The following is a 13,639-nucleotide window of genomic DNA, read 5'->3' on the forward strand; positions in this document are numbered from 1 at the left end:
GTTCGTCCAAGAGTGGGGGACGGCGCCGCGCCCGGGGCGCGGCGACCGTCACTGGTAGAGCTGGGCGAAGCCCCGCAGGATCTCCAGGCCGTCGCTGCGGAACTCCAGATGCGCCTGGGAACCGTAGATCCGGCCGTCGTCGGAGCGCAGGAACTCCACGGGGGCGTGCTCGGAGCGGCCGATGGAGCGGAAGCCCTTCGGGGCCTCCTGGAGGTAGAGGGTGTGCCGGTGGAAGACGGTCACCGTCGGCTTCACATGGGTGAAGAGCGGGTCTTCCTTGTCGACCTGGGCCTCGTAGCCGCCGACCCGCGAGGGGCCCTCCGCCAGCTGTCCGCCGGCGGCGACGGCGAGGATCTGCATGCCGCCGCAGATCCCGAAGACCGGGACGTCGGCGGTCATGACGAGGTCGACGAGCGGCTTGTAGTACTCCTGGTCGTAGGCGCGCACCTTGGTGCCGCTCAGCACGATCGCCTGGTAGCGGCCGTCGAGCCGGGCCGGCACGGAGGCCGCGTCGACGGTGTCGGTGTCCGAGCCCAGCGTTTCGAAGCGTCCGCGGAGCTGTGGCAGCGACAGCGTCTTGTTGTTGACGACCAGCACACGAGTTTTCGCCACGGTTGTGCTCCTCAGGTTCGGGTGATGACGGTGCCGGTGCGGGCGGCGAGCAGGTCCGAGACGGGCGCGCTGCCGATGACGACCCGCTCTACTCCCCGGTCCAGGGCCTCGCCGGCGGCGCGCAGCTTCTTGCGCATGCCGCCGGTGGCGCCCTTGTCGCGGAACTCGGCCGCCGCCTTCGCGGTGATCTCGCGCACGGGTTCGCCGTCGATCAGGAGGTGCGCGACGTCGGTGACGAGGATCAGGTCGGTGGCGCCGGTGGCGCCGGCGATGGCGGCGGCGGCCCGGTCGGCGTCGGTGTTGACCTCCTGGCCCGAGGCGTTGCGGGCCAGCGGCGTGACGAGGTAGGCGTGGCCGGGCTGGAGCTTCGTCAGCGGCGCCGGGTCCACCCCGGTGATCGGGCCGACGAGGTTCTCCAGTTCGACGAGCTGCTTGTCCTTCCACCACCAGCGCTCGCCCTCGCCGGCGTTGACCAGGCCGTCGCTGCCGAGCAGCCGTTCCGCGGTGATGTCGCGCTGCTCCAGGCGCCGCAGGACCTCCTGGCCCAGGTCGGCGCTGACGGTCTTGATGTCGGCGATGACCTCGGGCGTGGTCCAGCGGCTCTGGTTGCCGTAGCGGTCGCGCAGGATCGCGGACGGCTCGCTGTAGCGGGGGCTGAGCGCCTTCAGCGGCTTGGACCAGCCGTGCACGAGGACCAGCGGCCGCTCCTGCCCGTGCCGGGCGAGGTCGTCCCACCAGGAACCGTCGAGGTCGGCCAGGCAGCTGCCGCCGAGCTTGACCACGGTCGGGGGGTGCTGGATGTCGGTCATGCGGGCATCACCGGCTGCATGGTCAGGCCCGTCTCCTCGGGCAGGCGGAAGCGCTTGTTGACTGCCTGCACGGCCTGTCCGGCGGCGCCCTTGACCAGGTTGTCCAGGGCGGCGAGGACGACGATGCGGCCCCCGTCCGGGTCGTACATGGCGGTCACGTCGCAGTAGTTGGAGCCGAGCACGGCCTGCGGGTCGGGCACCGGGATCAGCGTCTCGTTGTGCCGGCGCACCCGGACGAAGGGGTGCTCCTTGTAGAACCGGAAGTACGCCCGCTGCAGTGCGCGCTCGTCCACCGGGTCGTCGGTGTACACGTAGGAGCTGGCGAGCAGACCGCGCACGTGCGACACCCCGTACGCCGACATGGCGAGGGAGCCGACGCTGCCGGGCTTGCTGCGCTGGAGGAAGTCGCTGACCTCGGCCGCGTGCCGGTGCCCGGTGGGGGCGTACGGCGCGATGGCGCCGTTGCGCAGCGGGTGCAGGTCCGGGACGCGCAGCTGCAGGCCGCCGCCGCTGGAACCGCTCTTGCCGTCCACCACGACCGTGCGCAGGTTCAGGCCGAGACCGAGGGTCAGCGGGGCGAGGCCCAGGGTGATGGCGGTGGCGTAGCAGCCGGGCACCGAGATCAGCGCGGCGTCCACCAGCTGGTCGCCGACGAGTTCCGGCACACCGTAGACGAACCGGTCGGCCAGTTCGGTGGTGCGCTCGGCCTTGGCGTACCAGCGCTGGTGCAGCTCCGGGGTGCGGATGCGGAAGGCGCCGCTGAGGTCGGTCACGCAGGGCACGCGGTCGGCCAGCTCGGCGGCGAGCCGGGCGGACGCCGGGGCGGGCGTCGCCAGGAACACCACGTCGCACTTCTCGGCCACGCGGTCGGCCGTGACGGGCTCGACGGTCAGCCCCAGGTCGAGGCGGAGCCCCGGGTGCAGCTCGGCCGGCCGCCGGCCGGCGCTGGAGTTGCCGCCCAGGAAGGTCAGCTCCATCTCCGGATGCTGAGTGACCAGCCTGATCAGTTCACCGCCGGCGAGTCCGGACGCGCCGACAATTCCCACACGGATCATTCGAGAGTCTCCTGGATGTAACGGACGACGACGGACGCGATGTCGATCCCGGTCGTCGATGCCACTCCCCGCCAGGCGGGGGCGTGGTTGACCTCGTTGACGAGATAGCCCGAGGAGGTCTTGAACAGGTCGACCCCGTAGATGCCGCTGCCGAGGCGGTCCACGACACCGTCCACGATCTTCTGGACCTCGGGGTCGTGCGCCAGCGCCCGGCTCTGGTTGCCCAGCGCGGCGTTGCTGCGCCAGTCGGCGCCCGCGCTCTCGAACTCGGCGGCGGCGACGATGTCCCGGCCGACGACCAGGCAGCGGATGGAGCCGCCGCCGAGGTAGGGCTCCACCAGGCAGGCCTGCTCGAAGGCGTGGCCGAGGTCCTCGACGTAGTCGTAGACGGAGTGGGCCAGGTCGGCGTCGCGGACCAGGGTCACGCGCTTGCCCATGCCGCCGTAGACCGGCTTGAGCACCACGGGGACGCCCAGTTCGCCGAGCGCCCGCTCGTAGTCCTTGCGGGACAGGGCGAGCCGGAAGTCCGGGACCGGGACGCCGGCCTCGCGCAGTACGGCGCGCAGGACCAGCTTGTTCTCGCAGGCGTGGATCGCCGCGGCGCTGTTGACGACCTTGAAGCCGTCCGCCTCGGCGAGGGTGGCGATCAGGCCGCCGCGGGTGTAGCTGCGGCTGCGCACCATGACCGCGTCGTAGTCCTGCAGGGACACGGCGTCCCGATCACCGGCGCACAGGGACTCGTCGTTGACCCAGTCGATCTGCAGGCCCAGGTCAGGGGCGGTCTCGATCAGCCGGCGTTCCTCCCAGCCGACGCGATCCGCCACGATGGCGACACGTTTGGTCATGTCACTGACCCCAGTCGCGCAGCTGGACCTCGACCATCTCCAGGGTCAGCCGGCCGTCGTCGATGCCGTCGATCCGCAGGGTGAGCATGCACTCGGGGCAGGAGAGGGTCTCGCCGACGACCATCTCGGGCACGGTCAGGTCGGTCTCGCACTCCGGGCACGAGCCGGTGAGAACAGCGGTGCTCATGGAACAACTCCGATCAGGGTGATGGACGGGGGTGGAGAAAGAGGTGGAGCGAGGGGCGTTCCCGGGGACGGTCCCGGGGCGGGACGGTCCTGGCCGGGGACGGGACGTGCCTGCTCGGGGTGGGACGGTCCCGGGCCGGGACGGTCCCGCTGCCGGACGGTGTTCAGGCGGCCTGGAAGTCGATGGCGGCCTTGCGGACCGCTTCCTGGTCCAGCACGGGAGCGCCGTTGCGCTCCTGCCGCTCGACGAGCCACGCGGTGAAGGCCTCGACGTCGACGTCGATGTCCGAGTCGGTGAGCGCCCACTTGACGAGCGCGGGAGTCAGACGGGTGCGTACGCGCAGCTCGCGGGTGTTGCCGACCAGCTCGGCCGGCAGCGTCTCGTAGGCCTCCGGGTTGGTGAGCTGGCCCGGCAGCTCGTAGGCGAAGGCGTGCGGCGTCGTGGGGCCGGACTGGAAGGCGCTGCCGAGACCCGCGCCCTTGAGGGCGACCCGCGACAGCTCCGTGAGGTGGGTCAGGTCGAACCGGGTGTCGCCGTGGATGACGCGCAGCGAGGTGAGCAGCTCGGCCAGGGGGGCGTTGCCGCCCCGCTCGCCGATGCCGCCGACGGTCGCCGAGATCCACTGGGCTCCCGCGCGGACGGCCGCGAGGGAGTTGGCGACGGCCATGCCGAGCATGTTGTGCGAGTGGATCTCGATCTCGGAGCCGTCGATCGCGGTGAGATCGGAGATCACTTCCTCCATCTGCCAGGGCGACAGGTACGCGACGGTCTCGGCGAGCCGGAACCGGTCGGCCCCGGCCTCGAAGCCGGCGGTGACGTAGGGGACCAGCCGCTCCTTGGGGGTGCGGGCGCCGTCCTCGCCGCTGAAGGTGACGTGGAAGCCACGCTCCTTGGCCTGCGTGATCGCCGAACGCGCCAGCACGTTCAGGAACTTGGCGCTCGGGGAACCGAGCTTCAGCTTGGCGTGCTGCTCGGAGGTGGGGATGGAGTACATGATGTGCCGCACGCCCAGGCGCTCGGCCTCGTCGAGGGCCTTCTTGACCTGCTCGCGGTCGCGCACCACGACGAGGGTCATGCTGCGCTCGGCGCCGATCGCGTCGTGGGTGGCGAGGACCAGGTCGGCGTCCTTGGAGTTCGGTCCGGAGACCATGCCGACCTCGACCAGGTCGATGCCGGTCTTCACCAACAGCTCTGCGATGACTGCGGCGTCCTTGGGGCCGAATTCGACGCCGCCCATGTGAGCGGAGTCGCGCAGGGTCGCATCGGACAGATGCGGCAGCCTCGGAAGGCTCCCCCAGTTCTCCGTGTCAGTCATTGCGTTCCCTCCCTATTCCAGAGCCTTGCTTCTCTATCGCCGGGCTCTGCGCTGGATTTGCGCTGCCTCGAACATGTTGCGGGACCCCGTGCAAAGATGCGCTGCGCCCTGTGTCAGAGCTGTGTCAAGAGCTGTCAGGGAATGTCACGCCGAGCAAGGTGTGCGAATAATTCAGGCTTGAAATAGTTCGGGAATCTGCTGTTGCCCCGTGCCGGACAACACGAAACGGCCCGCCGCGGAAGGCGACGGACCGTTTCGCTGGGTATACGACCGGGGCCGTCCCCTCGCGGCCGGCCGGGCGGCGAGGGGACGGGGACGGCTCACCGTCAGGCGGTGTAACCGCCGTCCACGGCGAGGGAGGTGCCGGTGATGTAGCGGCCGGCCGGACCCGCCAGGTAGGCCACGGCGGCGGCGATGTCCTCGGCCTCGCCGTAGCTCCCCAGGGCGGTGAGAGAGCGCTGCCAGTCGGCGGAGTCGCCGTCGGCCGGGTTCATGTCGGTGTCGATGGGGCCCGGGTCCACGACGGTCGCGGTGATCCCGCGCGGTCCCAGCTCCCGGGCGAGTCCCTTGGTCAGTCCGACGAGCGCGGTCTTGGCCATCGCCTGGAGGACGAAGTTCCCGGCGGGGACGCGTCCGTTGAAGCAGGAGCCGATGCTGATGATCCGGCCGCCGTCGCCCATGTGCCGGGCGGCGGCCTGCGCGGCCAGGAACACCGAGCGGACGTCCACGGCGAGCACCCGGTCCAGGTAGTCGGGGGTCACCTCGTCCAGCGGTCCGTAGGCGAGGAAGCCCGCGTTGTTCACCAGGATGTCGATGCCGCCCAGCTCCCGGACCGTCTGCTCCACCGCCTCCGCGGCGGCGTCCGGCTGGGTCAGGTCGGCCTGGATCACCGCGGCCTTGCCGCCGTCCGCCTCGATCCGCTTGGCGACCTCGCGCGCCTGGTCGGCTGCCTGAACGTAGGTCACCGCGACCGCCGCGCCCGCGTCGGCCAGCCGCTTCGCGATCGCCGCGCCGATACCGCGGCTGCCGCCGGTCACCAGGGCCACCTTGCCGGTCAGGTCACTCATCGATCCATCCTCCGTAGACGGTTCGTTCGTCGTCATGCCGCTACGCTAAAAGTTGACACCGGCGTCAGATTCAAGTCCTCCAGGGCAAAAACGGGGTGGGAGATGCGGATCGGTGAACTGGCCCGACGCAGCGGGGTGAGCGAGCGATCGCTGCGGTACTACGAGACGAACGGCCTGCTCCGGGCCGAGCGAACCCCCGGAGGCCACCGCGACTACGGCGAATGGGCCGTCGACCGGGTCATTCGCATCCAGGCGCTCTACGCCGCGGGGCTCAACAGCAAGAAGATCGCCCAGCTGCTCCCCTGCATGCGGGACGGTGACGGCACCCCGAGCGAGAGCGCCACGCCCCGCCTGGTCGACGAACTCACCGCGGAGCGCGAGCGCCTGGACCGGATGATCGCCGACCTGGTCCGCTCGCGCGACGTCCTGGACGGCATCATCGACACCGCGTCGACGGGCCTCGGGGACGACGCGCTCTCCGGGGCCGGCGGCGGCCTGGCGACCCACTGACCCTGCCGCGGCCCGGTCCGGAGCGGCTCAGGCGGCCTGGTCCGACAGCCGGTCCAGCGTCGTACACGCGTGGTGCTCCGCCTCGGCGGGGCTCAGCCATGCGCCGCGCTCGAACGACTCCTGGAAGGCGCGCATGCCCATGACGGCCTGGGCCGTCGCGGTGATGCGGTCGACGTCACCGCGCTCCGCGGGCGGCAGCGGCGCGCCCACACTGCGGCGCGCGGCGTGGGCCGCGCCGAGGAGCAGGGCCGCGCAGGCCGCGCCCGGCCGGTGTCCGCTCAGGGTGGCCGCGCCGGCGAGTCCCTCCAGGGAGAGGGCGCGGGCGCGCGGCTCGTCCAGGGAGCGGGCGATCTCCAGGCCGCGCAGGTGGTGGGCCGCGCACTGGGCGGCGTCACCGCGGAGTTCGGCGATGAAGCCGAGTTCGGCGTGGAGGAGATGGTCGCCGGCCGGCGAGGAGACGCAGGCGTGGTGGTCACGGATGCGCAGCAGGTGCGCCTCGGCCGCGTCGACGTCCCCGGAGCGCCGCGCGCCGAGGGCCAGCCCCATGTCGGCGTGGATCTCGCCGTACTTGTAGCCCTGGGCGACGGCGATCCGCCGTGCCTGCTCGTGCAGTTCGCGGGCGCGGTCGAAGTCCCGTTCGAGCAGGGCGAGACGGCCGAGCCCGGACAGCCGCGCCGAGACCTCGGCCTGCAGACACAGCTCCCGGGCCATCTGCAGCCCTTCGTGCTGGCGGTGCGCCGCCTGCGCGTACTCACCCTTGATCTCGGCGAGCGCGGCGAGCGGTGAGACGGTCTGCAGTTCGCCCCAGCGGTCGCCCAGGTCACGGAAGAGGGCGCGGCTGCGCTGTCCGTCACGGGCCAGGCCGTCCAGGTCACCGCGGACCAGGGCGAGCACCGCACGCAGACCGAGCGCGGCGGCGACGCCCCACGGTTCGTCCGCGGCCTCGAAGTGGTCCAGGGCGCGCGTGTTCCACGCCCGGCTGCCGTCCAGGTCGCCGACGCTGAACATCCCGTAGGCGGTGAGCCACAGCGCCCGGGCGCGGCGCACCGGGTCGGGTACGGCGTCGGCGGCGCCGATCACCGTGCGCTCCCCGGTCAGGAGCACGAAGGCGCCGTGGAGCAGGGCGAGTTCGGGGTCGGTGTCGCCGGCGGTGGCCGCGAGGACGGCGGCCAGGCTGCGACGGGCCTCGGTGAGACGGCCGCGCAGCAGCCACCACCAGGACAGGGCGGTGGCGAGCCGGACGGCTTCCGTGCTCCGCCCGGCGGCGGCCCGGCGCACCGCCTCGTCGAGGGCGGCGCGCAGATTGCCCGCCTCGGTGTCCAGGCGGGCCAGCCAGTCCCGTTGGTGCGGGCCGCGCAGCCGGCGCTCGGCGCGTTCGGCGAGCGCCAGGTAGTGGCGCAGATGGCGCTCGCGTGCCGCGGTCTCGTCGGCCGTCTCCCGCAGCCGCTCCACGGAGTACGCGGCGACCGACTCCAGCAGACGGTAGCGGGGGCCGGTGGGGCCGTCCGCGACCACGACGAGGGACTTCTCCACCAGCCGGGTGACGAGGTCGAGCACCGCGCCGCCGGCCACGCCCTCCCCCGCGCACACCGCCTCCGCCGCGGCGAGGTCGCAGCCGTCGCTGTGCACGGCGAGCCGGCCGAGGACGAGACGCTCGGGCGCGTCGAGCAGCTCCCAGCTCCAGTCGATCATGGCGCGCAGGGTCTGCTGCCGGGCGGGCGCGCCGCGCTGCCCCGAGGTCAGCACCCGGAACCGGTCGCCGAGGCGAGCGGCCAGCTCCCGTACGCCCAGGGCGCGTACCCGGGTCGCCGCCAGCTCCAGGGCGAGCGGGATGCCGTCCAGGCGGCGGCAGATCTCGGCCACGGCTGCGTGGTCGGATCCCGCCCCGTCCGCGGTGCCGTCCGGCTCGTCGGAACCGAGCCGGAAGCCGGGCGCGCAGGCGGCGGCCCGCTCGGTGAACAGGCGGACGGCGTCGGGGGTGTGCAGCGGCTCGACCAGGAACACGGTCTCGCCGGCCAGCGCGAGCGGCTCCTGGCTGGTGGTGAGGATGCGCAGCTGGGGGGCGCCGCGCAGGAGCAGCGCCACCAGTTCGGCGGCGGCCGCGACGACGTGTTCGCAGTTGTCCAGCACGAGCAGGGTGTGGCGGTCGCGCAGGGCGGCGGTCAGCCGGCGCACCGCGGAGGCGGCCCCGGTGCCGGTGGCGGGCGGGGCGGAGGGAGCTTCGTGCCGGATGCCGAGGGTCGCGGCGACGATCTCGGCGAGGTCGTCGGGGGTGGCGCTGCGGACGCCCGCGAACTCGACGAACCAGGCCCCGTCGGGGAGCGTGCCGCCGGACGCGATGTCCTGGGCGGCGGCCACGGCCAGCCGGGTCTTCCCCACGCCTCCGGGACCGGTGAGGGTGACCAGCCGCTGCCGGGCCAGGAGCCGGGCCAGCCGGCCGAGGGCCTGCTCGCGGCCGATGAGGGCGGTGAGCGGGACGGGCAGACCGGCCGGCGCGGCGGGCGCGGGGGCGGCCTCGGGCCGGGTGGGCGGGGGCGGCGCCGCGTCGGCCGGGGACGGGGTGGGGGCGTCCAGTCCCGGGTCCTGGCGGAGCATCGCCTGGTGCAGCGTGCTCAGCGCGGGGCCGGGGCAGGCTCCCAGCTCTCCGGCGAGGCGGGTGCGCAGGTCCTCGTACGAAGCGAGCGCCTCGCCCTGGTGCCCCGCCCGGTACAGCGCCTGCATCTGGACGGCGCGCAGGCGCTCCCGCAGCGGGTGCTGGGCCACGAGGGCGGCCAGCTCTCCGGCGAGGAGCAGATGGTCCCCCGCCGCCAGGCGGGCCTCGGCCTGCTCCTCCAGCACGGCCAGCCGCTGCTCGGCCAGGCACTCCCGGGCCGCGCGGACGAACTCCTCGTCGGCGAAGTCCGCGTACGCCGGCCCCCGCCACAGCCCGAGGGCCTCGGTGAGCAGCGCCGCCCGCGCCCGGGGGTCCGTGACGGAACGCGCCTCGGCGACGAGGTCGCCGAACCGGTCGGCGTCGACCTCGTCGGCCGCGTCGAGCCGCAGCCGGTAACCGGGCGGCTGCCGCACCAGCCGCTCGCGGCCGATCACCCGGCGCAGCTGGGAGACCTTGGCCTGCAGGGCGCCCGCCGGATTGCCGGGCAGGCTGTCGCCCCACAGGTCGTGGATGAGCCGGTCCGCGGAGACGGGGCCGCCGTCGTGCGCGAGCAGATCCGCCAGCAGCGCCCGGACCTTGGTCTCGGGGACCTGAACCGGCTGCCCCTCGTCGTCCCACACCGCAAGTGGTCCGAGCACCCCTAACCGCATGTACACAACCGTACCTCTTCAGTAAGGCGCCCAGCCTGTTCCGTCATCGGCTCCTAAGCGTTCCCGAAGCATTCCCGAAGCATTCCCGAAGTGGCCGCGCACACAGTCGTAGCGCCGGACGGCCTCGCTGCGGGCGTCCGCGGCGACTGCACCCCCCGTGGCTCACCGCCGGACTCCCGCGGCAGGCACCGGCATCGGCCCCACGAGATACGGAGTACACCCCCATGAGCGCCTCACCCGACACGGCCGCCGCTGCCGGCAGGGATTCCGGTGCCGCGCCCGCCGCGCGGCGGGAGAGCGAGGAGCAGCGGCAGAAACTGCCGCTGGCGGCGCTTCTCGCCCTCGCCACCGCGGTGTTCATCACCAGCCTCACCGAGACGCTCCCCGCGGGCCTGCTGCCCGAGATGAGCCACGCCCTCGGGGTGAGCGAATCCGCGACCGGGCAGACGGTCACCATCTACGCGCTCGGCACCGCGCTCACCGCGATCCCGCTGACGGCGGCCACCGCGGGCTGGCGCCGCAAGCGGCTGCTGCTCAGCGCCGTGGCGGGCTTCGCCGTGGCCAACACGGTCACGGCCGTGTCGTCCGCCTACGGCCTGACGATGGTGGCCCGCTTCGTCGCCGGTGTCGCGGCCGGTCTGGCGTGGGCCCTGTTGGCCGGCTACGCGCGGCGCATGGCGCCGGTGGCTCTGCAGGGCCGGGCGATCGCCGTCGCCATGGCCGGCATTCCGGTGGCGCTCTCCCTCGGTGTGCCCGCCGGGACCTTCCTCGGCCAGGCCCTCGGCTGGCGCGTGGCGTTCCTGGCGATGACGGCGCTCACGGTGGTGCTGCTGGGGTGGATCGCGGCCGTCGTGCCCGACTATCCGGGCCAGGAGCGCGGCGAGCGGCCGCGCATGCTGCGGGCACTGGGTGTGCCGGGCGTGCGCCCGGTGCTCTTCGTCACGCTCGTCTTCGTGCTGGCCCACACCGTCCTGTACGCCTACATCGCCACCTTCCTGGACGACCTGGGGATGGGCGACCGCACCGACCTCGTGCTGCTCGCCTTCGGTGTGTCCTCGCTGGTCAGCATCTGGATCGTGGGTGCGCGCATCCAGCACCGGCTGCGCTCGCTGACCATCGCGGGCACCCTGCTGGTGGGGGCCGCCGCCGCCCTGTTCGCGGCCCTCGGCGACGGTGGACCGCTGGTGTACGTCGCCGCCGTGCTGTGGGGGCTGGGCTGGGGCGGGCTGCCCACGCTGCTGCAGACGGCGGTCGGTGACGCGGGCGGCGACCACGCCGACGCGGCGCAGGCGATGCTGGTCACGCTGTGGAACGTGGCCATGGCCGGCGGCGGTGTGCTCGGGGGCGTCCTGCTCGACGCCAGCGGCAGCGGTTCCTTCCCCTGGACCGTCCTGCTGCTCCTGCTGCCCGTGCTCGTCGTCGTGGTCGCCGCGCGCGGTCACGGGTTCCCGTCGCGGCGGCCCGGCGTGTAGGCCCGGCGCGCGGGTCCGCGGCTGCCCCGGGCGCCGGTCCGGTGCTCCCGCGGACACTCCGGCCCGGGTCCGGCGGCTCGGCGACTGTTCGCGGCGTGCAATGTGATGTTCACAGACCGTTGGCTGGATGCAGGCTTTCTTTCAGCCCCCTTTCGGCGACGCTCCCGATCACCGGCAGCAGACCCGGCAAACCCCCGGTGACCAGCGGAAACAACCCCCCTCCCGCTGGTCGCCCCAGGGGGGCAAGCGCCTTCCCCGAGCCCCCGCGCCCCGCCGGACCAAAAACCGGCCCGGCGACCTTTTCGCAGGTCAGGGGGCGAAATGTCAAAGTGACAGGCCGACCGGTGAAATCGGCGAACAAGCCGGTAGCTTTGTCCCCCGTACGACTGTCTGCACATCGACACGATGAGGCGACACGACTGCGAGGGGGCGTAGTTAACCATGTCGTCAATGGGAGTGCGCGTCGCTGCCGGGGAGCGCGAGCGCATACAGAAGTTTATTGAAGAAGTATTCAACCCGCTCCACCGTGCGGAACAACGCCGCTGGGCGCGTGAGTACTTGTGGGGTCTGCTCCATACGCCCGGTAAAAAAACACCGCGGCGCATGGCTCAGGCCGGCTTAATGCCGACGGGAGCCGCGCACGGACTGCACCAGTTCATCAACAGCAGTACCTGGAGCTGGGAGCCGGTGCGCTGCGGACTCGCCCGCACGATCGCGGCGAACCGGCCGGCCTACGCATGGACGACCGCGGACCTGCTGATCCCGAAGCAGGGCGAGCATTCGGTGGGGGTGCACCGGCGCCTGGACCAAGCGACCGGACGCACCCTCAACTGTCAGCGCGCCGTCGGGCTCTTCCTGGTGGCGGGCGGCCAGTGCTTCCCGGTCGACTGGAACCTCGTGCTCGACGGAGCGTGGGACTGGGACGACCTGCGCAGGCGCCGTGCGCGTATCCCGGAGACGGAGACCGGGCGTCCCGTGGGCGCCTACGTCCTCGGCTTCGCCCGCGGTGTCGCCGCACACAGCCGGCTGCCCGACGCGCCCTGGGCTCTCAACCTGACCCAGCGGTGCGACGACGCAAGCGGTGTCATGGCCGGAATCGCCCGCCGTGGGCTCGACTTCGTGTGTGAGGTCGACCCGGGGCAGATCGTGCTGATCGGACGCCCTGCCCCGCGGGTGATCACCGTCGGGGAACTCATGGAGGAGCCGCATGCCCGGCAGCCGCACGTGCTGATGCGCCAGTCCGAGCAGGGCGGTGCGAAGGCGGTACGGGTCAACGTGTACGGCGGGCCGGTGCGCCTGTCGCAGCGCGGGGCCGGCAAGGACGGGGTGTCGCGTACCTACCATGTCCTGGAACTGCCCTCCGCCGACGGCGCGCAACCCACCAGATACTGGATCACCAGTCTGCTCCGCCGGGGCGTGGAGGAGGTCCTGGCACTGGCCCGGACCCAGGCCGTCGCCCGTACGACCGTCGCCACGCTGCGGGAGGAGTTCGGCGTCCTCGATTTCGAGGGCCGCTCCTTCCCCGGCTGGCACCACCACATGACCATGGTCTCGGCAGCGTATGCCTACCAGCAGCTCCACGGCACTCTCGACGCGGTCCCCGCGCCGGCCGTACCGCTGCCCAGGGCGAGTGCCGAGGCCGCGAGCTGCTGGGCGGAAGCCGGAGCGAAAGGCCTGGGCGCGTGAAGAAAGTGCTGGTCGTGGAGCCGGACGTCGCCGCGGCCGAGACTACTGCGGGCGATCTGCGACGGCAGGGCTATGCCGCCCACACCGTCGACCGCGGGGCGCGGATCCTGCGTACGTACCACGATGCCGATCTGGTGCTGCTCAGCCTGGATCTGCCGGACATCGACGGGCTCGAAGTGTGTCGCACGCTGCGGGCGGAGAGCGACATCCCGGTCATCGCGTGCACGCACCGTGACAACGAACTGGAGCGTGTTCTCGCCCTCAAGGCGGGAGCCGACGACTGTGTCCTGCGGACCTGGAGTCCGCGGGAGATCGGAGCACGGATAGAGGCGGTGCTGCGGCGTACCCGGCCGCAGGCCGTCGGAGCGGACAGCATCTCGCTCCGTCCCCTGCACATCGATCCGCGGACGCGGGAGGTGCGTCTGCTCGACCGGGTCGTCGAAGTGACGGCCACGGAGTTCGAGTTGCTGTACACGCTCGCCGCACGGCCCGACTCCGTCGTCTCCCGCAAGGAGCTGATGGCGAAGGTGTGGGGCAGCAACTGGGTACGTACCAGCCGCACCATCGACACGCACGTGAGCAGCCTGCGGGCGAAGCTCGGCTCCAGCCGATGGATCATCACGGTGCGCGGGGTCGGCTACCGCATGGGACACGTCGGGCAGATGCCCGAGGCGTCCGTGGGCTGAACCGACCCACCGACCGTCAGAAGACCCGGGCACGCGCGGTGTACCAGTGCGCGCTGCCCGGGTCCCGTTCTCCACCTTCCGAGATTCCTAGG

The 13,639-nt window shown here is 72.4% G+C and carries 12 protein-coding genes; 4 read left to right on the plus strand and 8 right to left on the minus strand.

The features are described 5' to 3' along the window. Positions 1–48: 48 nt before the first annotated feature. The 7 genes from ACZ7KF_RS00125 to ACZ7KF_RS00155 form a co-directional block, all read right to left on the minus strand. Entirely contained in the window at positions 49–612 is a 564-nt protein-coding gene (locus tag ACZ7KF_RS00125) for a type 1 glutamine amidotransferase (RefSeq protein WP_471067513.1), read from the minus strand. A gap of 11 nt (positions 613–623) precedes the next feature. Then, positions 624–1,421 carry an amino acid kinase family protein gene (locus ACZ7KF_RS00130; protein ID WP_471067514.1) on the minus strand — a complete coding sequence of 266 codons (798 nt, stop codon included), beginning with the start codon at positions 1,419–1,421 and terminating at the stop codon, positions 624–626. Next, the gene (argC, locus tag ACZ7KF_RS00135; protein ID WP_471067516.1) at positions 1,418–2,476 is read right to left on the minus strand and encodes an N-acetyl-gamma-glutamyl-phosphate reductase; all 1,059 of its coding nucleotides are present in this window, start codon (positions 2,474–2,476) and stop codon (positions 1,418–1,420) included. Before argC ends, ACZ7KF_RS00130 begins: the two co-directional genes overlap by 4 nt. Then, positions 2,473–3,321, minus strand: a complete 849-nt coding sequence (locus ACZ7KF_RS00140) for an ATP-grasp domain-containing protein (RefSeq protein ID WP_471067518.1) — start codon at positions 3,319–3,321, stop codon at positions 2,473–2,475. Before ACZ7KF_RS00140 ends, argC begins: the two co-directional genes overlap by 4 nt. Before the next feature lies 1 nt (position 3,322). Continuing rightward, positions 3,323–3,508: a lysine biosynthesis protein LysW gene (locus tag ACZ7KF_RS00145; RefSeq protein WP_471067520.1), complete on the minus strand. Its 186-nt coding sequence runs from the start codon at positions 3,506–3,508 to the stop codon at positions 3,323–3,325. Between the two features lie 163 nt (positions 3,509–3,671). Next, positions 3,672–4,823: an isopropylmalate synthase gene (locus ACZ7KF_RS00150; RefSeq protein WP_471067521.1), complete on the minus strand. Its 1,152-nt coding sequence runs from the start codon at positions 4,821–4,823 to the stop codon at positions 3,672–3,674. A gap of 326 nt (positions 4,824–5,149) precedes the next feature. Continuing rightward, entirely contained in the window at positions 5,150–5,890 is a 741-nt protein-coding gene (locus ACZ7KF_RS00155) for an SDR family NAD(P)-dependent oxidoreductase (protein ID WP_471067523.1), read from the minus strand. 102 nt (positions 5,891–5,992) lie between these two features. On the opposite strand from ACZ7KF_RS00155, the gene ACZ7KF_RS00160 reads away from it, so the two are divergent. Next, positions 5,993–6,400 carry a MerR family transcriptional regulator gene (locus ACZ7KF_RS00160; RefSeq protein WP_471067525.1) on the plus strand — a complete coding sequence of 136 codons (408 nt, stop codon included), beginning with the start codon at positions 5,993–5,995 and terminating at the stop codon, positions 6,398–6,400. 27 nt (positions 6,401–6,427) lie between these two features. Here the strand turns inward: ACZ7KF_RS00160 and ACZ7KF_RS00165 are convergent, their stop codons facing one another. Continuing rightward, on the minus strand, positions 6,428–9,703 hold the full coding sequence (locus tag ACZ7KF_RS00165; RefSeq protein ID WP_471067527.1) for an AfsR/SARP family transcriptional regulator: 3,276 nt from the start codon (positions 9,701–9,703) through the stop codon (positions 6,428–6,430). Between the two features lie 224 nt (positions 9,704–9,927). On the opposite strand from ACZ7KF_RS00165, the gene ACZ7KF_RS00170 reads away from it, so the two are divergent. The 3 genes from ACZ7KF_RS00170 (at position 9,928) to ACZ7KF_RS00180 (ending at position 13,547) form a co-directional block, all read left to right on the plus strand. After that, on the plus strand, positions 9,928–11,175 hold the full coding sequence (locus ACZ7KF_RS00170; protein WP_471067530.1) for an MFS transporter: 1,248 nt from the start codon (positions 9,928–9,930) through the stop codon (positions 11,173–11,175). Positions 11,176–11,616: 441 nt separating this feature from the next. Continuing rightward, positions 11,617–12,861, plus strand: coding sequence for an IS701 family transposase (locus ACZ7KF_RS00175; protein ID WP_471067533.1), 1,245 nt, complete (start codon positions 11,617–11,619; stop codon positions 12,859–12,861). Continuing rightward, positions 12,858–13,547: a response regulator transcription factor gene (locus ACZ7KF_RS00180; RefSeq protein WP_471067535.1), complete on the plus strand. Its 690-nt coding sequence runs from the start codon at positions 12,858–12,860 to the stop codon at positions 13,545–13,547. Before ACZ7KF_RS00175 ends, ACZ7KF_RS00180 begins: the two co-directional genes overlap by 4 nt. The last annotated feature ends 92 nt before the right edge of the window (positions 13,548–13,639 follow it).

This window comes from Streptomyces sp. NPDC038200 (genome assembly GCF_055600785.1).

Excerpts from the sequence above, each read along its gene's own strand:
- argC (WP_471067516.1), bottom strand. The coding sequence starts at position 2,476 with ATGATCCGTGTGGGAATTGTCGGCGCGTCCGGACTCGCCGGCGGTGAA.
- ACZ7KF_RS00175 (WP_471067533.1), top strand. The coding sequence starts at position 11,617 with ATGTCGTCAATGGGAGTGCGCGTCGCTGCCGGGGAGCGCGAGCGCATA.
- ACZ7KF_RS00130 (WP_471067514.1), bottom strand. The coding sequence starts at position 1,421 with ATGACCGACATCCAGCACCCCCCGACCGTGGTCAAGCTCGGCGGCAGC.
- ACZ7KF_RS00170 (WP_471067530.1), top strand. The coding sequence starts at position 9,928 with ATGAGCGCCTCACCCGACACGGCCGCCGCTGCCGGCAGGGATTCCGGT.
- ACZ7KF_RS00155 (WP_471067523.1), bottom strand. The coding sequence starts at position 5,890 with ATGAGTGACCTGACCGGCAAGGTGGCCCTGGTGACCGGCGGCAGCCGC.
- ACZ7KF_RS00145 (WP_471067520.1), bottom strand. The coding sequence starts at position 3,508 with ATGAGCACCGCTGTTCTCACCGGCTCGTGCCCGGAGTGCGAGACCGAC.
- ACZ7KF_RS00160 (WP_471067525.1), top strand. The coding sequence starts at position 5,993 with ATGCGGATCGGTGAACTGGCCCGACGCAGCGGGGTGAGCGAGCGATCG.
- ACZ7KF_RS00165 (WP_471067527.1), bottom strand. The coding sequence starts at position 9,703 with ATGCGGTTAGGGGTGCTCGGACCACTTGCGGTGTGGGACGACGAGGGG.
- ACZ7KF_RS00150 (WP_471067521.1), bottom strand. The coding sequence starts at position 4,823 with ATGACTGACACGGAGAACTGGGGGAGCCTTCCGAGGCTGCCGCATCTG.
- ACZ7KF_RS00140 (WP_471067518.1), bottom strand. The coding sequence starts at position 3,321 with ATGACCAAACGTGTCGCCATCGTGGCGGATCGCGTCGGCTGGGAGGAA.